Origin of the sequence: Caballeronia humi (genome assembly GCF_001544475.1) — a bacterium.
GTDB lineage: Bacteria > Pseudomonadota > Gammaproteobacteria > Burkholderiales > Burkholderiaceae > Caballeronia > Caballeronia humi.
Genome location: NZ_FCNW02000002.1, coordinates 82603 through 104144, shown reverse-complemented (window position 1 = coordinate 104144; position 21542 = coordinate 82603). Strand labels below are relative to the sequence as shown.

The following is a 21542-nucleotide window of genomic DNA, read 5'->3' as shown; positions in this document are numbered from 1 at the left end:
TCGCAAGATGCGTGTTGAACAATTGCCGGACAATCAAAACCACTACCCAGGAGAACAACGTCATGAAAACCAGCGCCCGCAACCATTTTTCCGGCGAAATCAAGGAAATCAAATCCGGCGCCGTCAACGATGAGATCACTCTGAGCGTCGACGGCTCCACGCTCGTTGCCGTCGTCACGCAGGAAAGCACGAAGTCGCTTGGGCTCGCCGTCGGCTCGAAGGCGTCGGCGCTGATCAAGGCATCGTCGGTGCTCGTCATGGTCGACAGCGATCCCGCCAAGATCTCCGCGCGCAACGTGCTGAGCGGCTCCGTCGCGAGCGTGAAAACGGGCGCCGTCAACTCCGAAGTGACGATTTCGGCGGGCAACCTGCAGATCGCGGCGATCATCACCAACGACAGCGCCACGCGGCTCGGCCTCGCCGTCGGCACGCCGGCGAGCGCCGTGTTCAAGGCATCGAGCGTGATTGTTGCGGTCGATTGAGCCGCTTAAGGCCGGTTTAGTCGAGCGGAATGATCCGCAGACGGCTCGGCCGGCCCGCGCCTCGCGCGCGATCGACGGCTAAAAGGCGCTTGCGCGCGGCATCGATGGCGACGCCGCGCGGTTCGTCGAAATCCGTGGCGAGCGTCTTGTTTTCGCCTGTCTTCGAGATGCGGCACAGGCCGTGTTCGCCGCATTTCGTGTAGAGCGCGCCATCGGGCGATGCGGCCAGGAGGTCCGGTGCCGGCACGGTTGCGAAGACGTCGGTCGCCGCAACCGGCGCGGAAGCGCTAAGGGCAGCTTGCAAATCGACTTTCACGATACGGTTATTCGTCTGATCTGTGATGTAGAGCGTGTCATCCGATACCGCTATGCCGACGGGCTTGCCGAGGCCAGTGACCAGGTCGCGCTCGGTATCGCCTGTGACGAGACTCACACCGCCTTCGCCCTGCTTTACGAACCAGCTCGATAGCAATTCCTTGCCATCATTCAGCACGACGAGGCCTAAACGCCTGCGCTCAGGATGAATTCCACTGGCAAGCGAAACGCCGCCAGACGCATCGACGCGGAAAATCGCACTCGCTGTCCCGAAGCCGAAGCGCATCACAAACAGATTGCCGTCCGCCCCAGTCGCGATCTGGCTCAAACTATTGCGCGCCGCACCACCATCGGGAATCGTGACATAAGGCGCAAATCGTGCCGCATCACGCGACACGACGATCGCGTTGGCCACGTCGTCGGTGACGAAAATCGCGCCGTCGGCCGACCGCACCGCCAAGCCGTTGGGCGAGCCATCGAGCGTGATCGATTGCGCCGCGCCGTGCGGCTCCAGCGCGCCGCACCCGGCGAGCCAAAGCGACACCACGCACGCGAGCATCGATCCTTTCATCGCACGTCTCCATTTTTCGTTGTTCCGCTTTATGCGGGGCGCGACATGAAGGACATGCCCGCAAAATCATGGTATCGACGTATTGTCCGTAATATCCTCGCATATATCGCGAAATCCGTATTCACCTGATCGGCGTTGCCAGCGAGTTTGCCCATGAACGATTCAGTCTCGATTATTTCCGCAGAACCGGTTCTGACGATCGGCGGGACCGTCGAACGGCCGCTTTCCTTCGATATCGCCGCCTTGCGCGAGTACGAAAGCGTATCGCTCGAACCGTTCGATCTGGTCTGCTTCACGAGCGGCCGCTTCATTCGCACGGTCGGCAGTTATCGCGGCGTGCAGCTGCGAGTGCTGCTCGATGCGGCGGGCGTGCGTCGTCCGGGAAACGCGGACTTCAAGCGCACCGTGTTCCTCGCGTACGGCCACGACGGCTATGCCGTCACTTTCTCCTGGCACGAGCTGTTCAACTCGCCGATCGGCGATCGCGTGCTGATCGCGTATTCCTGCGCGGACCAGCCGATCGACGCGCAAGACCTCCCCGTGCTCGTGTCAGGCGCCGATAGCGTGCGGGCGCCGCGGCATATCAAGCGTCTCGCAGGCGTCAACGCGATCGTGCTCGGAGCGTCGGTGGTGCCATGAGCACCGCGAGCGCACTGTTAGAAGGCGCGAACTGTCCCCCAGCCGCCGATACCATCGCGTTCGCGCGACTGATCGGTGCGCGGCTCGACGCGGGCGAGCTTTTGTTGCTCGGCCTGAACCGCGCCAAAGTCGACGCCCTGATCTCGCGACATTTCCCGCACGGGCAAACGAGAGTCGATACCCCGAGTGCCATGCTGTGGTCGCCGCATTGGCCGTTCGTGAGCGAGCTGCGCGCGCTGCTGTTGAAATACGACGTCACCGCCATAAAACACGCCGCCGATGCACACTGCCTCGCGACGATCATCGCGACCGCGTGCCTGCGTCCCGATCATCTGTGGCGCGACCTTGGACTGAGCGGCCGCGACGACGTGACGGCTATCCTGCAACGCCACTATCCCGACTTGATCGTGCGCAACGTGAAGAATTTGCGCTGGAAGAAATTCCTGGCACAGGAGGTCGCGCTCGCACATGGACGGCCCGTCACGCACGCGCCCGGCTGCCCCGGTTGCGAGGACTTCGCGCATTGCTATCCATCCGATAGCACGCGGCCTTAAAAAAAAGCGCTGCGGACATGGCTGCCGCAGCGCTAAAAATGGCAATCGGACGTCGTTGCCAAGGAGATCAGTTAGTCATTCGGACGCCGGCGTTCGGAAGCTGCCGCTCAGAACTTGTGGCGCAATCCGACGCGCGCCGCGAACTGGTTGTTCGCACCCGCACCCGAGTTGCCGATGAAGCTCGAACTCGACCCGATTTCCGCTTGCACCGGAACCTCGCGGCCGGCGACCGTGTTGCTACCCGAAGCTTTCTGATAGATCGCGAGCGCGTAGACATCGGTGCGCTTGGACAGCGCGTAGTCCACCACGCTGTTGATCTGATGCCACTTGCCTGAGAAGTTGTCGTCGAGCTTCGAGAACGTGTAGCCGAGACCCGCGCTCAACGCAGGCGTGAACGAGTATTTACCGCCGATTTCGTAGTTGTTCAGCGTCGACGTCGCGGCGGTGATCGGCTCGAACCTGGTGTGCGTCCAGTTGCCCCAGACCACGCCCGCGCCGATCGAGTAGCGTGCGCCGACGCCGTACGTTTCGAGATCGCGCAGGCCGCCCGTGTTCACGTTCGCGATGCTCACGCTGAACGGCGGCGTCGCGCCGTTCGGGAAGCGGATGTTCGTGTACGCACCGCCGATGCCGAACGCTCCGGCCGCGTAGTTCAGCCCGAAGCTGTACGCGCTCGACGAGCCTTGTGTGGTCGTGCCGGCAACGGTCGTTGTCGGCGATCCGGCGAACGAGCCCGCCTGATTCGAGAAGCCGTACATGCCGCCAAAGGTCAGGCCCGCGAAGTTGGCGCTGCTGAACTTGATCGAGTTGTTGATGCGGCTCGCCGTCAGTTGGTCGAGGTCGTTGATGTGGTACGCGTAGTTGCCGGCCGGCGTCTGGCTGCCCATCGTGTAGTTGCCGCCGAGGAAGTCGGTCGAGAACGAGTACTGGCGGCCGAGTGTGATCGAGCCCACGTCGTTCTTCGCAACGCCGACGTACGCCTGGCGTCCGAACAGCGCGCCGCCTTGCTGCAACGTGCCGTCGCCGGAGCTGAAGCCGTTTTCGAGCACAAAGAGCGCCTTCAGTCCGCCACCCAGGTCTTCCGTGCCACGCAGGCCCCAGCGGCTGCCTTGCGCGACGCCGTCGCCGTATTTGAACAGATGGTCGTGTCCCGTCGGTGTCGCGGCGTTCGTCACGTAGGTGAGGCCCGCGTCGATGATGCCGTACAGCGTCACGCTGCTTTGCGCATGCGCGCTCACGCCGACGCTGCCGAGCACAGCGGCCATCATTACCTGTTTCTTCATTGGTGTTCTCTTCGTTGTGTGAAGCTTGGAGTTAGGCTTGGGGCAAGTGGTCGTTATATTTTCGGGAATATAACGTTTTGTAATCGACCGGTAAACTCGATCCTTCCAATGCGTGGCGCCGCCGATACAGTCGGCGCGCAATCGAGGCGTGAGCGCCATCGTGTATCCTTTGGGGCATGATCACTTCCGTCAAGACCAAACAGGCCGCCTCCCGAGCCCGCGCCGAAGTGCGTTTCAGAATGCGCATCAAGAGCGGCGACACCGTCGCGCTCGGGCCAGGCAAGGTGGATCTTCTGGAAGCCGTGCAGGAACACGGCTCGATCTCGGCTGCCGCTCGCAGTCTCGGCATGTCGTACCGGCGCGCGTGGTTGCTCATCGACGAACTCAACCGCTCGCTGAAGTCTCCCGCGACCATCTCCGAGCAAGGCGGACAAAGCGGCGGCGGCTGCGCGCTCACGCCGGTCGGCGAGAACATCGTCCGGCTTTATCGCGAGGTCGAATCGGAAGCGCAGGCGGCGTGCGCCGCACAGATCGCCGCGTTGACGAAGTTGATCCGATAGCGACGCTTTTAGCCGTGTCGGAGGCAGAAGGCTGACGCTGGCGGCGTGCTCGCGCGGGCCTCGCGATCCGGTGCGAGACGTGTCATCAATTCGACGAAGCTCGCCACGCTCGCGGTCCGCAGCGGGTAGTAGCGCACCTGATGACGCTCGCACACGCGCTTGAGCATCGACATCGAATCGTGATCGATGCAATCGACCGGGAACACGACGAGATCGGCGCCTGGCAATGTCGCGGCGAGCAGACCCTTGCGGTCCTCGACGCCGCCATCGTGAACGACCAACTCCCCGCCCGCCGATGCCACCAGCGCTTTGAGCGCAGCGTTCGATCCCGGCCTTCCGCCGACATAGACAATCCTTCTATCCGCGATCCACGCGTAGGCGCTGCGACGCGTGTCGGCTTCGTCAGGCTGCATCGACATCGCGCCTTCCAGCGCCTGCGATTCGGCCTGCATGATCCTGTGCAGCGCGTGTGCTTCGTCGAGACGTTCGCGCAGCATGCGCGCGGCCTCCTGCTCCTGGATCGTCCGTTGCTCGGCCGCTTCACGGCGGCTCGTATGCAGCGCCAGGCGCCGCTCGCAATCTTCCAGTTTTTCTCTCAGGCTCAGCACCTGCGCTTCGAGTTCGGACTGCGGCTCGCGCGGAGCACTCTGCGTCGCTTGGGCCACCAAGTCGCGCAATGCGTTGTCGCGTTCCGCGGCCATTTCCTGCAATCGATTTTGCTGGCGCTCGACTTTGTCCTTGAGCACCGCGTTGTCTTTTTCGAGTGCGACGAGCCGCCGGATATCCGCGCGATTCGCCGCACCGACCAGATGCGACAGCATGTGCAGTTCGCCGAACGCCGCCTGCCGCACTTCGATCGTCGATTGAGAATGCGTCATCAGCGCCCAGTAGGCCGGCGAGATGTCGCCGTTCGCGCGCGCTTCGTTCCATAGCGCCAGCACGGCCTCCGGATCGCGCGCCTGTTCGAACCGGCGAATCGCACCGGCATAGCGCTCGTCAAGCGCCTTATGCAGCGCCTTGCTGGCGGGACCATCGGCCATCGCGAGTTCGACGGCCGTGTGATGAATCTCAAGATCGCTGGCTTGCCTGCGGTCGATGTCGGCGTACTTCGGTACGAGCTTTCTCAACTCGCTCGTGCTGAGACACGTGCCGATGATCGAGCAATGCAGATGCGAATCCAGTTCGGCAAGACGCACGCGTCGATGCAGCGCGCGCGCTGGCGTTGGCGCAGGCTGGCAGCACGCGTCGCGCGCGATGCGTGAGTCGGCGGGACCGATGTTCAGCGAGCGTGCGAGGCGAAACGGCGGCGCTTCCATCATGATCTCGGGTCCGGGCGTTGATGAGCGAGGCGCATGAAGGCCTCGCATGTACCCGCGTAATATACGACAGAATATAGCGTATGCCAACGGTGCACGAAAATGCCGAACGTGCGTTCGACTCAGGGCGTCTGCTTTAAAGCCGCACGCATCGCCTGAACATGCCCGACGAGCTTCGGCTGTGAAAGCACGAATTGCTTGAGCGGCGTATCGATATCGTAGAAATAGATGTTGGCAAGGAAGCCGTAAAGCGTCGCATCGATGCCCGACGGTTGCGCGCCGAACATATAACCCGCGTCGCCGATCAGGTTCGCCGCCGCCTGCAAGTCGGCGATGCCGCGTGCGTACACGTCGTCCGGTTCGAAGCGGCCGATGCCCTGATAGTGATAGCGCTCGAAGTTGTATTTGCGTGCGCCTTCGAGTGCGTCGGCGCTGATGTCGGGATGCGTCGTGAGCAACGTATCGCGGAAGGTCGGCCAGTAGCGCGGATCGCGCCAGCGCGAGTACGACATGACCCAGTAGAGATCGTCGAGCGTGCGGCGCACGAGCAGATCGAGGTCCTTTTGTGCGGACGTGAGCGCTTTATCGATCGGCGGATCGTACTTGCGCTTGAGGTGCGCGATGATTGCATCGCTGTCGCCGATAATCGCGCCGTCGTCGTCGATATAGGGAAGCTGTCCGCGCGGCGCGAGCTTCGTATCGAGGATATGGCGGTGTTCGAATGGCAGACCGCAGAGCGTCAGGAACGCGAATATCTTCAGGCCATACGGATTGTTGTCTTCGACGCCAAAGAGATCAGGGTATGAATACAGTACGATCATCGGACGCTCCGTCGCGCGAGTTGCGCGTGCCATTAGAAGAGTTCCTTCTGTCCCGACATGAGGCTCGTGAAGTCGTCGCGCAGGAACGGGAGAATCGCGTCGGCCACCGGCTGGAGTTGACGCGTAAGGTAATGATCGTAGTCGATCGCCGCGCGTTGCACTTCCACCGGCTCGGGTCCCGCGACCGTCATCACGTAGCTGATCCAGCCGCCGTTCTGATACTGCAGCGGACGGTTCTGGCGCCGGTTGTGCTCATCGGCCAGGCGCGCCGCGCGCACGTGCGGCGGCACGTTGCGCTGATAATCGTCGAGGCGCCGGCGAAGCTGCTTGCGATATACGAGCAGTTCATCGAAGTCGCCGGCGAGCGTGCGGTCCGCATAATCGCGCACGAAGTCCTGATACGGCTGCCCTTTGAAGACGCGAAGATAAAGCTGCTGCTGGAACTGCTGCGCGAGCGGCGTCCAGTCGGTGCGCACCGATTCGAGGCCCTTGTAGACCATCTCGTCGTTGCCGTTCGCATCGACGGTCAGCCCGGCGTAGCGCTTCTTGCTGCCCTGCTCGGCGCCGCGGATCGTCGGCATCAGGAAGCGTTGATAGTGCGTATCGACTTCGAGTTCGAGCGCGCTTTCAAGGCCGAACGCTTCACCAAGGTGCTCGCGCCACCATCCGTTCACGCGTTCGACCAGCGCGCCGCCGATGCGCTGCGCATCTTCCTCCGTATGCGCGTGCTTGAGCCACACGAAGGTGGAATCGGTGTCGCCGTAGATGACTTCGTAGCCCGCATCTTCGATCAGCTCGCGCGTGCGATGCATGATCTCGTGGCCGCGCATCGTGATCGACGACGCGAGACGCGGATCGAAGAAGCGGCATCCGCTCGATCCCAGCACGCCGTAGAACGAATTCATGATGATCTTGAGCGCCTGCGAAAGCGGCTTGTTGTGCTGGCGCTTCGCGGCCTCGCGCCCTTCCCACACCTGGCCGACGATCGCGGGCAGGCTGTGAATCGTGCGCGAGAAACGTGCGCCGAGAAAGCCCGGCACGGACTCGTCATCGCCGGGATGGCGCAGGCCTTCGACCAGTCCGACGGGGTCGATCAGGAACGTGCGGATGATCGAAGGGTAGAGACTCTTGTAATCGAGCACGAGCACCGAATCGTAGAGACCGGGCTTCGAATCCATCACGAATCCGCCGGGGCTCGATTCGAGTTGCACGTCACCGAGATTCGGCGCGACGAACCCCGCGCGATGCATGCGCGGCATGTACAGATGCGTGAACGCAGCGACCGACCCGCCGCTGCGATCCGCCGCGAGCCCCGTGACGGTCGCGCGTTCGAGCAGGAAGGTCAGCAACTCGGTCTTCGCGAAGATCTTCGTGACGAGTTCGCAGTCGTTCAGGTTGTAGCGCGCAAGCGCCGGTTTGTCTTCGGCGAAGCGCCGGTTGATCTCGTCCATACGCGCATACGGACTTTCGATCGACTTGCCCACGCCGAGCAGCGCCTGCGCCACATATTCGAGACTGAACGACGGAAAGCTCCAGGTCGCTGACTTCAACGCCTCGATGCCGTCGATGATGAGCCTCCCCGCCACAGACACGAAGAAGTGGTTCTGCTTCATCCCGTGCTCGCGCCAGTCGACAAGGCTGCCGTCGCGTCCCAGCCGCAGCGCGACGCCATAACGGTCCGCTTCCTTCTGCAGCACGCGCAAGTCGAACTGCACGAGGTTCCAGCCGATGATCGCATCGGGATCGTGGCGTTTCACCCAGTCGTTGAGGCGCTCGATAAGTTGCGCGGGCGTGGCGAGATAGTCGAGGTCGAAGTCGCGGCCGGGGTCATCGCCGTTCGGCTCGCCCAGCATGTAGACCTGCCGCTCGCCGCATCCTTCGAGCGCGATCGAATAGAGGTCGCCGTGTTCGCTCGTTTCGATATCGAGTGACACGATCGCGAGCCGTGGACGGTACTCCGGCGCGGGCCGCAGTTCAGCGTCGAGCAGCGGGCCGTCGCCGTTCGGCGTACCGCTGAAGCGCACGGGCGCCGTGATGAAGCGCTCCATCAGATAGCGCTCGGGCGGCCGGACGTCGGCTTCGTATACCTGCACGCCGCCTTCCTTCAGCGACTTTTCGAGGTTCGACAGTTGCCGATACTGCTGGCAATAAAGCCCGAGCACCGGCCGATGCTGAAAGTCGCAAAGCGGCAGCGGCCGCAGTTCGACGCCACGCGCCTGGCCGATGATCGATTCCGCGCGCGTCCGCTGTTCAGCCGGAATAAACGCGACCGATGGCTGCGGCGCGAGACGGATGCGGCGCGGACCGCTGTCAGTGGCGAGCCAGAACTCGACCTCCGTGCCAGCGGGGGTGTCGCGCCAATGTCGGGTCAGTAGGAAACCCTGTTGTGCCTGAGTCAAGCGGATGCCTTCGAAAGCCTGTGCGGTCGCGCTATTTTACGGTTGATCGCAGCGGGGCATCGCTTGGAGAACTCAGCCCTCGATGACCTCGATCGAATCGACGCGGTCCGGATAGAAAGCCAGATGCCCGACGATTTCAGCGACCGCTCCATACGGCGATTCGTACGACCACGCCGCGTTGGCGCCCCGCTCGCCTGCCGCCGCGACGCTGTAGTAAGCGGCCTCGCCCTTGTACGGGCAATACGTCTGATGAGTCGTGCGCTCGAACGCAGACATGTCGATGTCCTTGCGCGGAATGTATTGCACCGCGGGATACGCTGCTTCGCGCAATGTGAGGGCGTCGCGCGTATCGGCGATCACGCGGCCACCCGCCTTGACCACGACACGCGATTGCGTCGGAGCGATATCGATCGGGTGGTCGGGCCCCGGAATCTTTACGACCCTGCTTTGCGTCTGCATTCGTTCGGCTCCTGAAGAGTGGTGAGGCATCGCCCGATGCTACTTCATACACGCTTGAAGAAAAACGCGATCGAAGAGAACAGAGATGTCGAATCAACCGAATAATCGCGGCACGTCTTCACACCCAGTGGACTGGAAGGTACGCAACGTGGCGCCCGGCCAGGAGGTGCGCGTGAAATTCACGCCCAGTGCGCGGGGATGTACACCCGGCCGACCCAGTGCGCCGGCACCCAGACAACCGGACGCGGCGCGGGCGCAACGTAGACCACATGCGGCGCGGGCGGCGGCGGCACGACCACGACGGCCGGCGGCGGGGGTGGCGGGACATACACCGCAGGCGGCGGAACGACCACGACCGTCGACGGCGGCGGCGGGACATACACCGCAGGCGGCGGCACGACGACGACCGGCGCGGTGCTTACACCCACGGTGGTGACGCTGGAGGTCGTCACCACGCCGCTGCTGGTGACGGTGCTGCCGTGCACGCCGGTCACGCTGCCGGAGGTCGTCACGACGCCCGGCGCGACTTGCGTCGCGGTGCCGGAGTGGTAGACGGTGCCGCCATCGTTGCCGGTCGCCGAACCCGAGCGCGAGCATGAAGCGCCCGCACAATTCGTCGATGCCGAATGGCTGACGGTATTGCCGTTCGCGCCGTAGATCGTCCCCGACGATGAATACTGGCCGGGTGCGTTGCGCGTGACGGAGCCGTCGGTCGTGGCGGTCTTGCCGTCGGGGCCAGTCAGGTTGCCGTTGTGCGAACAGGTGCCGCCCGCGCAGCTCGTGTCGCCGTTGTGCTGCACCGAGTTGCCGTAGCGGCCGGTCGCGGTGCCCGAGTTAGAGAACTGGCCGGGCGCATTGCGCGTCACGGTGCCGGTGTTGGTCGCGACGCCGCCCCACGGACCCTCGACGCCGCCCGCATGCGAGCAGCTGCCGCCGCCGCACGCGCCGTAGTGTGCGCCGTTGTAGACGCCGCGCGAGGTGGACATCGTGCCGTGCTGCGCCCATCCCGCCGATGCCGGCGCACTCGCCAGCGCGACCACGGCGGCCGTGGCGGCGAGAACGAAGCGCCGCAGCGTGACGGAGGAAACGACGTTCGGGATGACAGACGAGGAGAGCTTCACGGTATGTCCTTCGCGGTTCGGGCCACTTCGCTTCGTTGCGTGGCGACGGAATGGACTATAGAAGAACGCGCCCGGCGGGTCTCTAGCTAACTTATTTCATGCGATGTCACGAGGCTGGCGGCTCGCCTGCGGAGGCTGTTGGGGCGCCTTGGAGCGCACGTCGGCTTAGGCGCTGCCCGTAACACCAAGGACGCCGCTAGCGGCACCAGCGCCACCGTTGAGGGCGCATCAGCGCAATTCGCAGCGCGGCGACACGAGACTGGCACGGATACCCCTGCCCGGGGCACATTGGAAAGCGCATCGCAGTGATCCGCTGCGCCGCGTCACGAGGCGCACCACTAGACGCGCGTCTCTCCCGCAGCCGACTCCGCGGCCGGCACGATCGCTACCTCTGGAGTCACCTCGGAACCCGCATCGGCATGATCCGCCGCCCCATGACTCTTGCGCCACCCCGCAGGCGGCATGCCGAACTCTCGCTTGAACGCGCGATTGAACGCCGCCTCCGACTCGTAACCCACCTGCTCCGCCACCGCCGCGAGCGACTTGCGCCCGCCGAGCAGTTCTTGCGCCGCGATCTGGAGCCGCCAGCGCGCGAGATATTGCATCGGCGGCTGGCCGAGCAGTTGCGTGAAGCGCTGCGCGAGCGCCGAGCGCGAGAGCCCCGCCTTCTTCGCGAGTTCATCGACGGTCCAGCAGTGCGCGGGCTGCGCGTGCAGCATCGCGAGCGCGCGTCCGACGAAACGATCGCCGACGCCCGCGAGCCAGCCTTTGCGATCGGCGGGCAGCGCATCGATGCACCGCCGCACCGCCTCCACGAACAGCAGCTCCGACAGCCGCGCGAGCACGATCGCGCTGCCGACGCGCCAGTCCGCCGCCTCCGCCGCCGCGAATTGCAGCGACGATTCGAGCCACGCCGAGCGCGGATCGTTGCGCATGTCGATCTTGAAGAGGCGCGGCAGCGCGGAAAGCACCGGATTGCTGAGCGTATCGTCGCAGGCGAGAAAGCCGCAGACGAGCCGCGTGCGCGCCCCGCCGCCGCCATACGTCAGCTTCATCACCTGCCCCGGCGCCGATTCGAGCTGGCTCGACAGCAGATGGCCCGTCGGCGCGGGCGCGAGATCGAGCGCGCTGCCCATCAGATGCGCCTCGCCTTGCGGCACGACCAAAAGCTCGCCGGCATCGACGCGAATCGCCGAGGCCGAATCGTCCGCGAGGCTCGCCCAGCAGCTTCCTTCGGTGATCAGATGATAGGAGACGACCCGTTCCGCGCGCGGCAGGAACGCCGCGCACAGCGCCGCGTCCGCCTGGCCGAAGAGGCACCAGGGCGCAGTGAAGTCGCCGTTGAGATAGACCGCGCCGCCGAGGCGCACGACGCGAAGAACGTCGGATAAGGCATCCATGACGAAGGCTCGCCAGTTCCGGCGTCCGTGGCAAGAGATCTGGACGCCTGGTCATTCATCGATACAACCGCCGCGCTGATACTAGCACTCACGCGAATCCTCAACAACGCAGGCAAATACGCTGGACTCGCGAACGACCCATGCGAACCATCGAGGAGGCACACCATGAATTCAGAGAACGGTTATCGGGGCCAATGCTTCTGCGGCGAAGTGCAGTTCACGGTCACGGGCACGCCCGCCGGCATGGGCTATTGCCATTGCGAGTCGTGCCGGAGCTGGTCGGCGGGACCGGTCAACGCCTTTACGTTGTGGAAGCCCGAGGCGGTGACGATCACGCGCGGCGCGGATCATGTCGGCACTTACAACAAGACGCCGCACAGCTATCGCAAGTGGTGCAGGAACTGCGGCGGGCATCTCTTCACCGAGCATCCCGGGCTCGGCCTCACCGATGTCTACGCGGCCGTCATCGAAGACTTCCCGTATGAAGCATGCGTGCACGTCCACTATTCGGAAACGACGCTGCCGATGCGTGACGGCCTGCCGAAAATGAAGGACCTGCCGAAGGAAATGGGCGGCTCGGGATACAGGGTCGCCGAGTAGTCGGTCTGATGTGATCCGGCCCGCCCGCCGCGCGGGCATAAAAGGCAAGCGAAGTCCGCGGCGACACCATAACAGGCGGCATCCCGATGCGCGCTCGCATCGCCGCCATTTCGCCTCTCTCAGGAGCAAACATGTCCGCAGTCCAATCTTCCTTCTCGCCCGCCGCCGATCTCGCCGCCGTCAAGGCCCGTCAGCAAGTCGCGTGGTCGACCGGCAACTATGCCGTCGTCGGCACCACGCTGCAGATCGTCGGCGAGGACCTCTGCGAAGCGCTCGACCTGCGCTCGGGCAGCCGCGTGCTCGACGTCGCCGCGGGCAACGGCAACGCGACGCTCGCCGCCGCGCGCCGCTATTGCGAGGTGACCTCGACCGACTACGTCTCGTCGCTGCTCGATGCGGGCCGCGCGCGGGCCGAGGCCGAAGGACTGCCCGTGCAGTTCCAGGAAGCCGATGCTGAAGCGCTGCCCTTTCCCGATGCCTCGTTCGACGCCGTGCTGTCCACCTTCGGCGTCATGTTCACGCCGAACCAGGAGCAGGCGGCGCGTGAACTGGCGCGCGTGTGCAGGCCGGGCGGAAAAATCGGACTTGCCAACTGGACGCCCGACAGCTTCATCGGACAGGTGTTCAAGACGATCGGCAAGTACATTGCGCCGCCGACGGGCGTGAAATCGCCGGCGCTATGGGGCACGAAGGAACGGCTCGCGGAACTCTTCGGTGACAGCGCCCGTGATATCCGCGCGACGAGCCGCGAGTTCATGTTCCGCTACCGGTCGCCGGCGCACTTCATCGAAGTGTTCCGCGCGTACTACGGGCCAATGAACAAGGCGTTCGCAGCGCTCGAAGGCGAACGGCAGGCGGCGTTCGCCCAGGATCTGACGGCGCTGATGGACAGCCGGAACCGTTCCGGCGACGGGACGCTCGTGTTGCCGAGCGAGTATCTCGAAGTCGTGGTGGAACGAAAATGAATACGATCAGGCAATCGGTGGCCGGGTCGCTTCTTGCAGTGGTCTGGCTGTGGTCTGCGATCCGCCTCGTCGGCCTGCGCTGTGCCGCTGTGACCATCGGCTTGCCGCTCTGCTCGTCCGCCTGCCTGCTCGGGCTGCGGTTCGTGTTGATGGCATTCGGGCTTTCGGCCTGACTTGCCGGCTTCGTCCTTCTAGCAAGGGGCGAAGCCGGTCATTGCCGCGCGAGCGATGGTTCCAGTGCACCGCCGCCACGCATCGGCACGGGCTCGACCGGATAACCCCGCGCAATCCACGCATCGAGCCCGCCTTTGAGCGCATGCGAGTGCAGAAACCCCTCGCGATGGAGCCGTGCGCACACCATCTTCGCTGCCGCGTCGTTCGGACACGCGCAATACACGACGACCACGCGTTCGATCGTGCCGACATCGGGCGCGTGCGGATCGAACATCGACGCACCCGGGATTCGATACGGCTCCTGCCCGACCTCGGTCGCGAGCCGCGCATCCAGCACGACGGGCGGCGACTTCGCGTGCATCATCCGGTCGAGTTGATCTACCGACACGCAGCGGTCATCCAGCCATTTTCGCAAGCGCCAGCGCCGCACATATCGATACGCGAGGTACAGCAGCGCGAGCGCCGCCAGCACGTCGAAGACGGTCGCGCCGTGGGCCTCGACAGTCTGCACGAGCTGCGCCAATTGACGGCTGAAGAGCGCGCCGCCGAGGAGCCAGAACGACGCCCACGCCACCACTCCGATCGAGTCCCAGGTTACGAAGACCTTCGTCGGGATGCGCGTCGTGCCCATCAGCGGCGGCGTGATCAGCGCCAGACCCGGCACGAACTTGCAGATCGCCATGATCGGCGCGCCGAAGCGCTCGAAGAGGGCGCGCGTCGTCTGGACGCTGGTATCGATGGATAGCGAGAAACGCGCGAGGCGGTTGATCAGCGGACGCCCGTACACGCGGCCCGCCGTGAACCACACGCCGTCGCCGATCATGGCCGCGAGCACCGCCGCGATGAGGACGTGCGTGAACGAGAGCGTGCCGTGCGCGATCGCCGAGCCCGCCAGCACGAGCACCGGCACGGCCGGGACCGGCACGCCGAGCCGCGTCAGAAGGACGTTCGCGAAGACGGCCTCGCCGCCCCACGCCGTGATCGCCGCTGGTGAAACGTGTATCACTTGCCGCACTCCTCGTTGGTCGGATGCGCGTTTTCATTGTTGCACGCGGGGTGGGAATGCGCCCGGAGGTTGGCCGGAGCGTCTGCACCTGAATAGCGCAAGGCTCGCGCCCGCTGTTTCTCCATTGCACCGCAGCACGCGCAGCACGCTCACCTCGCTGCTTCCGCCCGCGACGCGATCAGCGTCACCCGCACGCCCTCGCAACCCGCGCTGCGCGCTACTTCGAGATCGTGCCAGGGAGACCCCGCGCCATATTCCGCGATCATCGGTTCAACTACCCGCGTCGGGCGCAGCACGTTGAACGGCCACGACGGCCGCCGCAGTCGCTCGTGCACGAGCGAGCCGAGCCAGATCGGCGTCGGCGGCGCGCCGTTCTGCTGCTCGACCGCGTAGTGCGTCGGCCAGAAGCGCAGGACATCACGCTCGTCAGCGCCCTTGTGCGATCGTACGAATTCCAGTTGCGACGGCTCGCCGTTGTTCAGCCGCGGCAACACGGGCAGCGCGGTCGCGGTGACGTTTGGCTCGACCAGCGACAGCACGCTCTTCGCCGTCAGCCGCGTGCCGACGCTCCATCCGCGGCTTTCGAGTTGCGCCTTCACCTGCTCGGCGGTCGCCGTCCATTGCACGGTGATCGGCTCGCGCCGGTCGCCTTCCATGTTCGCGCGGTAGCACGAAAACGTGCGCCAGATGGTGTCGGTCCACTGCGCGGGCGTCACGACGACCACTTCGGGCCGTTGCGCGACCTCCGCCGACGGCAATTCGCGCCCGGTCGCGACCTGCGCCGCGACCGAAACGCCGATCACCGCCAGCACCGCGACCGGCATCAGCGGCCGCGCGCGCGGCTTCTCGGGATGCCGCCAGACGGCCATCAGCGCGACGAGGAACACCCAGATCGCCGCGAGCGCCGCGCCGCCAAGGGCATCGGAGAGGGTGAAGCGATCGAAATAGAGGCCGGAGAGCGTGACCGCCGTAACGACCGCGACCGTCGCCACCGCGACCAGCACGCGCGACACCGAGCCGACCCGCCGCTCCACGAGAAACGCGAGGAAGCCGTAGATGATCACCGTCGCGGCGACGTGGTTGCTCGGAAAGGCGCGCGCACTCGATGCCAGCGCGCCGAGCGGCAGATGCCGCGTCGCGAGCTGGATCGCGAGGATCAGCAGTTGCGAGAACGCGACCGCGCCGAGCCACCAGGCAATCGTGCGCCAGCGCCGCTCGATCGCCATCCACGCGATCACGAGCACGACGAGCGCGGTGAGCGTCGGCAGGCTGCCGAGCGTCGAGAGGACGGAGAGCGCGTCGTCGGCCCAGGTCGAGCGGAACGATTGCAAAAAGCGGTACGCCGACATATCGACCTGCACGAGCGGATCGCCGTGGGCGATGTCCTCGAGCGTCGAGAAGAACACCGCCGCCGATACCAGCAAAAACACCGAAATCGTAATGATGAGCCCCGCCGCCGGGCTGTCCGGATTCAGCGTGCGCAGGACGATGCGCCCCGCGCGGCCCGGATGCCGCTCGCCCCACTCCAGCAGCCGCTCGCGCGAACTGCTGGTCCACGAGCGCGCGTGCGACACCGCGATGCGCACCACGTTGTAGATCAGCCAGGCGGCCACCGCGACGATTGCCGCGATCACGACGAGACGGAACGACACGGCCCCCGCCAGTTCGATCGATGCGCCGAACACGACGCCCGGCAGGATATGCACGGGCGCCCAGACGAGCGCGGAGAGGATGTTGATCACGAGAAAGCGGCCGGGCGTCATGCCGAGCATGCCCGCGACGACCGGCACGATCGCCCGGAGCGGCGGCGCGAAGCGCGCGGAGACGACGCTTTTCGCGCCGTGCTTCGCGAAGTATTTCTCACCCGCGACCAACATGCCCGGATGCGTGCGGAACGGCCAGACCTGGCGAATCCGGTCCTTGTAGCGCGCGCCGATCCAGTAGCTCGCGGCATCGCCCGCGACGGCGCCCAGTATCGCGCAGACGAATACCCAGCCGAGATTGAGCGTCCCGGTGCCGATCAGCGCGCCCGCGACGAACATCGCCGTGCTGCCCGGAATGAAAGTCCCGATGAACGCCACCGATTCGAGCAGCGCAGCGAGCGCGACGACCACGAGCGCCCACACGGGATGGCCCGCGAGCAAGTGCAGCAATTTGAAGTAGGCATGCTCCATCGGCAGCTCCTCGTTCTTGTCGGATTCTAGCCCGGTTGTGCATGGGCTTCTTTCAACGCGGCCATGTCGATTTACCGGCGCGCCGATCGTCGTCATGATGGGAGGCGCATATTGCGCGCCCGTCCAGCACACAGGAGGTGGTTCATGAATTACGTCGATGGATTCGTCGTGGCGGTACCGGTCGCGAAGCGCGAGGCGTTTATCAAGCATGCGCAGGCCGCAGCGGTCGTCTTCAAGGAGTTCGGTGCGTTGCAGGTGGTCGAATGCTGGGGTGACGATGTCCCCGAAGGCAAGCTCACGTCCTTTCCGATGGCGGTCAAGCGCGAAGCCGACGAGCAAGTCGTGTTCTCGTGGATTGTGTGGCCGTCGCGTGCGGTACGCGACGAAGGCATGAAAGCCGTGATGGCCGATCCACGCCTGAACCCCGAAACCAACCCGATGCCGTTCGACGGCAAACGCGTGATCTTCGGCGGCTTCGAGGTGGTCGTCGAGGCCTGATGCGCTGCACAATCCGCTCCCTGCAATTGTCAGCGTGAATAGGCAGGCATCCTTGAGCGGGGATGTGCGCGCGCCGTCGTCGTGGGATAACACCGCCACCTGTCTTGCACCGGGCAAGGCAGCAACCTCGGTGGCGGGAGGAAACCATGCCTTCGGACAATGTCATGCAACGGGTGTCGACATCGGGCGGCTTTGCCGACGGACGCTCGGATCAGCGATCCGCGCAACTCAGGAAGGCGGAGCGCACGCCCGTCATGCGCAGCGGTCCGACGGGCCGCTCGTGGCTCCTGTGGGCGTTCGTGCTGCTCGTCAACGTGGCGGGCGGCGTCTTCCTCTGGCTCCTGATGCCGCCCGGCTCCTGCAACGCCGCGACGCCGTGCAGCATGCTCGCTCACATGCGCGTGTGGCTGTGGGAATTCGTCGGCCGCGCGCCGTTGCCGGGTGTCACGACGCGCTCGCTCGTGTCGCCCGATGACTTCGTCGTCGCGGTCGTGCTCGGGGCGATCGCCACGACGCTCGTCGCCGCGCCGTTCATCGGTTTCCTGACGCGCGGCTGGTTCGCGCGTCTCGACGAATTCCGCAACAGCCTGCAGGACGGCGCGCTCTTCGCGTATCTGCGGCGCTTCTGGTCGGCGCGCCTGCTCGCCGCGATCGATGAAAGCCCGGGAGGCGGCCGGCCAGTCAGCGAACAGGCGCTCGGCGCCGAACAGACGTGGAAGGATCTCGAAACGCGCCACGCGGGCGTGAGCGGCAAGGTGTTCGAGACCATCTATCACGAGCAGTTCGGACTCAGCTCGTTCCTGCCGCCGTTCCTGCTGCTCGTCGTCATCACGTATGCGGAAAGCGCCGTGCTCGCGCCGCTGCGCGCATGCGGCAGCGGCGCGGCAGAGTGTACGCAGGTCTTCTTCGGCGCGGGGCCGCAACTCGTGATCAGCGCGATCGCGGGCGCCTACATGTTCGCCGTCAGCGATGCCGTGATCAGCATCCGGCGCCGGTCGCTCAACGTGTCGGACGTGTACTGGTATGCGCTGCGCGCGTTCCTCGCCCTGCCGATCGCCACGCTCTTCGCGCAGGCACCCGGCAGCGAAGGGATGAAGCCGGTGTTCGCGTTCGCCGTCGCGATGCTGCCCGTCGATGTCCTGCTCAAGCAGATCCGCCGCCTCGCCTATCCGCCGGCGGTCGCGCAGGCCAATCCCGAGGAACAGGGTGACCAGTTGCTCATGCTCACCGGCGTGACGACGCCCGTCGTCGGCCTCTTTCTGTCCGAGGGCGTGTATTCGGTAGAACAGATCGCGGCATCGGACCCGGTGCTGCTCGCGATCCGCACGGGCCTGCCGTTTCGCTTCGTGATCCGGCTCGGCGGGCAGGCGATCGTGCGCCGGCATCTCGGCGACCGCGCACGCGAACTGATCCCGCTCGGACTCGCCGATGCCGGCCCTATCGTCGAGCTCGTGCGGCGCGCGGACGGCGGCCAGGCGTTCGACGTGGCGACGCAGGCCGCGCGCGCCCGCCTGATGGCCGACGGCGACAAGGACATCCCGCTCGAACTCGTGCAGACGAAGTTCCGCCAGATCGCCGGCGAGGAGTACGCGAAGATGCTGTCGAAAATCGGGCCGCTTAAGGACCCGAATGCCGAGGTACCGGCGGCCGCCACAGCGCCGGCTGCGGCCCCGGCCGCCGCGTGACATACGGCGAAATAATTGCTGAATGGAGTTCGAAGCGCCCTTTGCCCATACTTGCCTCTGTCGCTGGAGCACGAACGAAACGCCAAGCAGAACGCGCCCCAGCCCAGGTGTATCGCGATGTCGAGATCATCAGACGATACGTTTAATCAGGCTTCAGGCACCGATGTGCCGATAAAGGGTGAACATGTTTGCTTCGTTTAAATTCAGCGTGCGGCGCGTGGTGGCAGTGGCGGCTCTCGGTTCGATGTTCCTCACGGGATGCGCCAGCGCGGATGTCGGCGCAACCACTGCGCAATATCCTGCGACGCAGGTCGCGCGTCCCGACACCATCTACGTCTACGCGTTCGACAGCTCCGCCGATCAGGTCAAGCTCGACAGCGGCAGGATGCAGAAGATGAAGGCGCGCATCGAAGGCACGTCGGCAGCTGAAGAGCAATCCGCCGATGCCACGGAAGTACGCGAGGAAGTCGCGAACGAGATCGTCGCGAAATTGCAGTCGATGGGCCTGCGCGCCACCCGTGCAAACGCGCCCGCACCGGCCGACGAAAACGTGCTGATGGTGACCGGCCACTTCGATACGATCGATGCCGGCAATCGCCGCCGCCGCACGCTGATCGGCCTCGGTGCGGGCAAAAGCGACGTCGGTACGTCGGTGCAGGTGCTTTACAAGCCGGCGGGCGGCGCGGCGCAGCTCGTGCAGAGCTTCGACGCCAACGCCGACAGCGGCAAGATGCCGGGCGTCGCGGAAACGGCGGGAATCGGCGCGGCGGCTGGTCACGTGGCGGCATCAGCGGCAGTGGGCGGCGGGCTGCACGGCGTGACGGAAACGAAGCGCGCGGGGGTATCGGCGGATGCGAAGCGGCTCGGCGATTCGATCGCCAAGCAGATCGCGGAAGTGGGTGTCGCGGAAGGCTGGATGCCGGAGAGCCGGGTGAAGGGCTAAGGGAATCCGATCAGCCGGCGCGCGCGTTCATCGCGACGGCTTTCGCCGGCAGCAGTTCGCCACGCAGCATGAGCGCGATCGTCTTCAACACGAGCAAGCCGATGATCACATTCGACGCCACGAAAAGCCCCGGCGCGAGCCATTCGACCGGTCCGGTACTGCCACGCTCGACCATGCGCATCACCATCGTTGGCAGCGCGGCGACGCCGAAGCTGAAGGCCCAGTACGACGGCGCGAACGCCTGCTTGCGAATCCACGGCAGCAGGCGCAGAAGCACGAGCGCCTGATAGAGCCCATAGCCGAGCAGGATCATCGCGAAGAGATCGGGTGTGCCGCTCGTCAGACTCAAGTACGTCACGCCGCCGACGACCGGCGGAGCAAGCTGGATACCGAGCGTCGGACGCAGCGCATCGGGCAGCGGCTCATGGACGGTCGCGCGCTGCATGATCATCGATTCGAGCGCGATCCACGACAGCAGGCCCGCGCCGAAAAAAAGCGCGCCAAGCTGCGTCCAGCCGAAGGCGGCGGCGGTCGTCCCCGCTACGAAACTCGTGCCGACGGAAGGGAGATAGATGGCGGCGGTGACGAGTTCGGGCTTGCGTCCGCCCTGCCAGAAGCGCCCATGCAGGAACACGCCGAGCGCGAGCGCACTGAACGCCGACACGGCGAACAGCACGAGTGCGACAGCCTGCGAATACGGGAGCAGCGCTTGCGCCGCGAGAAGGCTGGACACCGGCCCCAGCGCCGCGAACGACGATTGCACCGGATGCTGCATTTCGATGCGCGCCTCTTCACGATGCACGAGCCACTTGTGCGCGTAGCCGAGCAGGATGACAAGCCAGATGGCGAGCGCGGCAAGCGTGATCAGGTCGGCGGCAGCGGCGCTCACGTGCCAGATTCTCGCCGCCACGCGCCATGCATTCGCCAGCGCGAGCGATCCCACCGCAATACCAAAGAAAGCGACCGGCATCGGTCCGCGATCGATGTTCATCTTCGTATCTCCGTTGAGGACTGCGGGCGAGCCGGCTGTTACAAGCGACCCGTCGATGGAGATACTTTAGATGCAGCCCATCGCTGCGTGAATGCCGGCCAGTCTCACGAACATGCTCGATCGGCTCAAATCGGCGTTTTACTGGCTGACGGTGGCGTTCGTGCTGGCCTGCTGCGAAGCGCGCGCGGCCGAAACCGACGTCAACACGGCAGCCGGTAAATGTTGCGCTTCCTGCTTGCTCACCGCGCCGACGAACTTCCACCCCGTGGGCATCTTGACGAACGTGTAGCCCGTGGGCTGGTCGACAAACACGTCAAACGTCTTGGCCGTGTCATTGGAAACCGACGGCGACTGCGCGAACGACATCGCGGAACCGGCGAGAAGCGAAGCGGCAACGGCTGCGTGGATCAGTGCTTTCATGACGAAAACTCCTTCAAATTTGCTCGTGGACCGAAAGCCGCATCAGCCGCGCTTCCGATATATGTAACGACTGGCACAGATATTAGGCGATACGGCTGGTCGCTGTCCAGTATTTTTGTTATGATCGATACATAAATACGGGAAACGCCACACATGGCGTTCATGA

At 64.9% G+C, this 21542-nt stretch carries 22 protein-coding genes; 10 read left to right on the top strand and 12 right to left on the bottom strand.

What is annotated here, in order from left to right:
• Window positions 1-62 precede the first annotated feature (62 nt).
• Window positions 63-482 carry a TOBE domain-containing protein gene (locus tag AWB65_RS03365; RefSeq protein WP_087665795.1) on the top strand — a complete coding sequence of 140 codons (420 nt, stop codon included), beginning with the start codon at window positions 63-65 and terminating at the stop codon, window positions 480-482.
• A gap of 16 nt (window positions 483-498) precedes the next feature.
• Here the strand turns inward: AWB65_RS03365 and AWB65_RS03360 are convergent, their stop codons facing one another.
• Window positions 499-1368 carry an NHL repeat-containing protein gene (locus AWB65_RS03360; RefSeq protein ID WP_087665794.1) on the bottom strand — a complete coding sequence of 290 codons (870 nt, stop codon included), beginning with the start codon at window positions 1366-1368 and terminating at the stop codon, window positions 499-501.
• 153 nt (window positions 1369-1521) lie between these two features.
• Between AWB65_RS03360 and AWB65_RS03355 the strand changes: the two genes are divergently transcribed.
• The gene (locus AWB65_RS03355) at window positions 1522-2007 is read left to right on the top strand and encodes a molybdopterin-dependent oxidoreductase (protein WP_087665793.1); all 486 of its coding nucleotides are present in this window, start codon (window positions 1522-1524) and stop codon (window positions 2005-2007) included.
• Entirely contained in the window at window positions 2004-2561 is a 558-nt protein-coding gene (locus AWB65_RS03350; RefSeq protein ID WP_087665792.1) for a nitrogen fixation protein NifQ, read from the top strand. The genes AWB65_RS03355 and AWB65_RS03350 overlap by 4 nt, the downstream gene beginning before the upstream one ends.
• A 107-nt stretch (window positions 2562-2668) precedes the next feature.
• Here the strand turns inward: AWB65_RS03350 and AWB65_RS03345 are convergent, their stop codons facing one another.
• Window positions 2669-3844 (bottom strand): porin, encoded by a 1176-nt coding sequence (locus tag AWB65_RS03345; RefSeq protein WP_087665791.1) that lies wholly within the window; start codon window positions 3842-3844, stop codon window positions 2669-2671.
• A 176-nt stretch (window positions 3845-4020) separates the two neighbouring features.
• Between AWB65_RS03345 and AWB65_RS03340 the strand changes: the two genes are divergently transcribed.
• Window positions 4021-4404 (top strand): winged helix-turn-helix domain-containing protein, encoded by a 384-nt coding sequence (locus tag AWB65_RS03340; protein ID WP_200821654.1) that lies wholly within the window; start codon window positions 4021-4023, stop codon window positions 4402-4404.
• Between the two features lie 8 nt (window positions 4405-4412).
• Here the strand turns inward: AWB65_RS03340 and AWB65_RS03335 are convergent, their stop codons facing one another.
• The 6 genes from AWB65_RS03335 to AWB65_RS03310 form a co-directional block, all read right to left on the bottom strand.
• Complete coding sequence (locus AWB65_RS03335) at window positions 4413-5720, bottom strand: DUF2325 domain-containing protein (RefSeq protein ID WP_087665790.1); 1308 nt, start codon at window positions 5718-5720, stop codon at window positions 4413-4415.
• Window positions 5721-5842: 122 nt separating this feature from the next.
• Window positions 5843-6541, bottom strand: coding sequence for a glutathione S-transferase family protein (locus AWB65_RS03330; protein ID WP_087666024.1), 699 nt, complete (start codon window positions 6539-6541; stop codon window positions 5843-5845).
• 32 nt (window positions 6542-6573) lie between these two features.
• The gene (locus AWB65_RS03325; protein WP_087665789.1) at window positions 6574-8940 is read right to left on the bottom strand and encodes a DNA polymerase II; all 2367 of its coding nucleotides are present in this window, start codon (window positions 8938-8940) and stop codon (window positions 6574-6576) included.
• A 72-nt stretch (window positions 8941-9012) separates the two neighbouring features.
• The gene (locus AWB65_RS03320) at window positions 9013-9399 is read right to left on the bottom strand and encodes a DUF427 domain-containing protein (RefSeq protein ID WP_087665788.1); all 387 of its coding nucleotides are present in this window, start codon (window positions 9397-9399) and stop codon (window positions 9013-9015) included.
• A gap of 179 nt (window positions 9400-9578) precedes the next feature.
• A complete protein-coding gene (locus tag AWB65_RS03315; RefSeq protein ID WP_235007488.1) occupies window positions 9579-10520 on the bottom strand; it encodes a hypothetical protein in 942 nt (313 codons plus the stop codon).
• 338 nt (window positions 10521-10858) lie between these two features.
• Entirely contained in the window at window positions 10859-11920 is a 1062-nt protein-coding gene (locus AWB65_RS03310) for an AraC family transcriptional regulator (protein WP_087665787.1), read from the bottom strand.
• Between the two features lie 165 nt (window positions 11921-12085).
• Here AWB65_RS03310 and AWB65_RS03305 point away from each other — a divergent pair, with 165 nt between their 5' ends.
• From AWB65_RS03305 to AWB65_RS36245, 3 genes are all read left to right on the top strand, one after another.
• On the top strand, window positions 12086-12520 hold the full coding sequence (locus AWB65_RS03305) for a GFA family protein (RefSeq protein ID WP_087665786.1): 435 nt from the start codon (window positions 12086-12088) through the stop codon (window positions 12518-12520).
• A 131-nt stretch (window positions 12521-12651) separates the two neighbouring features.
• Window positions 12652-13485 carry a class I SAM-dependent methyltransferase gene (locus AWB65_RS03300; RefSeq protein WP_087665785.1) on the top strand — a complete coding sequence of 278 codons (834 nt, stop codon included), beginning with the start codon at window positions 12652-12654 and terminating at the stop codon, window positions 13483-13485.
• Window positions 13482-13658 (top strand): hypothetical protein, encoded by a 177-nt coding sequence (locus tag AWB65_RS36245; protein ID WP_159907517.1) that lies wholly within the window; start codon window positions 13482-13484, stop codon window positions 13656-13658. The genes AWB65_RS03300 and AWB65_RS36245 overlap by 4 nt, the downstream gene beginning before the upstream one ends.
• A 38-nt stretch (window positions 13659-13696) precedes the next feature.
• Here AWB65_RS36245 and AWB65_RS03295 read toward each other — a convergent pair whose 3' ends face one another.
• Both AWB65_RS03295 and AWB65_RS03290 read right to left on the bottom strand, forming a co-directional pair.
• Window positions 13697-14665, bottom strand: coding sequence for a VTT domain-containing protein (locus AWB65_RS03295; protein WP_159907514.1), 969 nt, complete (start codon window positions 14663-14665; stop codon window positions 13697-13699).
• Between the two features lie 149 nt (window positions 14666-14814).
• Window positions 14815-16839, bottom strand: a complete 2025-nt coding sequence (locus tag AWB65_RS03290) for a VTT domain-containing protein (protein ID WP_087665783.1) — start codon at window positions 16837-16839, stop codon at window positions 14815-14817.
• 144 nt (window positions 16840-16983) lie between these two features.
• Between AWB65_RS03290 and AWB65_RS03285 the strand changes: the two genes are divergently transcribed.
• The 3 genes from AWB65_RS03285 to AWB65_RS03275 all read left to right on the top strand — a co-directional run bounded on the left by AWB65_RS03285 (window position 16984) and on the right by AWB65_RS03275 (window position 19965).
• Window positions 16984-17337, top strand: a complete 354-nt coding sequence (locus AWB65_RS03285) for a DUF1428 domain-containing protein (RefSeq protein ID WP_087665782.1) — start codon at window positions 16984-16986, stop codon at window positions 17335-17337.
• Between the two features lie 146 nt (window positions 17338-17483).
• Window positions 17484-19022 (top strand): hypothetical protein, encoded by a 1539-nt coding sequence (locus AWB65_RS03280; RefSeq protein ID WP_087665781.1) that lies wholly within the window; start codon window positions 17484-17486, stop codon window positions 19020-19022.
• A gap of 184 nt (window positions 19023-19206) precedes the next feature.
• Window positions 19207-19965, top strand: a complete 759-nt coding sequence (locus AWB65_RS03275) for a DUF4410 domain-containing protein (RefSeq protein ID WP_087665780.1) — start codon at window positions 19207-19209, stop codon at window positions 19963-19965.
• A gap of 10 nt (window positions 19966-19975) precedes the next feature.
• On the opposite strand, the gene tehA is transcribed toward AWB65_RS03275, so the two are convergent.
• Both tehA and AWB65_RS03265 read right to left on the bottom strand, forming a co-directional pair.
• On the bottom strand, window positions 19976-20956 hold the full coding sequence (gene tehA / locus AWB65_RS03270; RefSeq protein WP_087665779.1) for a dicarboxylate transporter/tellurite-resistance protein TehA: 981 nt from the start codon (window positions 20954-20956) through the stop codon (window positions 19976-19978).
• Window positions 20957-21094: 138 nt separating this feature from the next.
• Window positions 21095-21376 (bottom strand): hypothetical protein, encoded by a 282-nt coding sequence (locus AWB65_RS03265; RefSeq protein ID WP_087665778.1) that lies wholly within the window; start codon window positions 21374-21376, stop codon window positions 21095-21097.
• Between the last annotated feature and the right edge of the window lie 166 nt (window positions 21377-21542).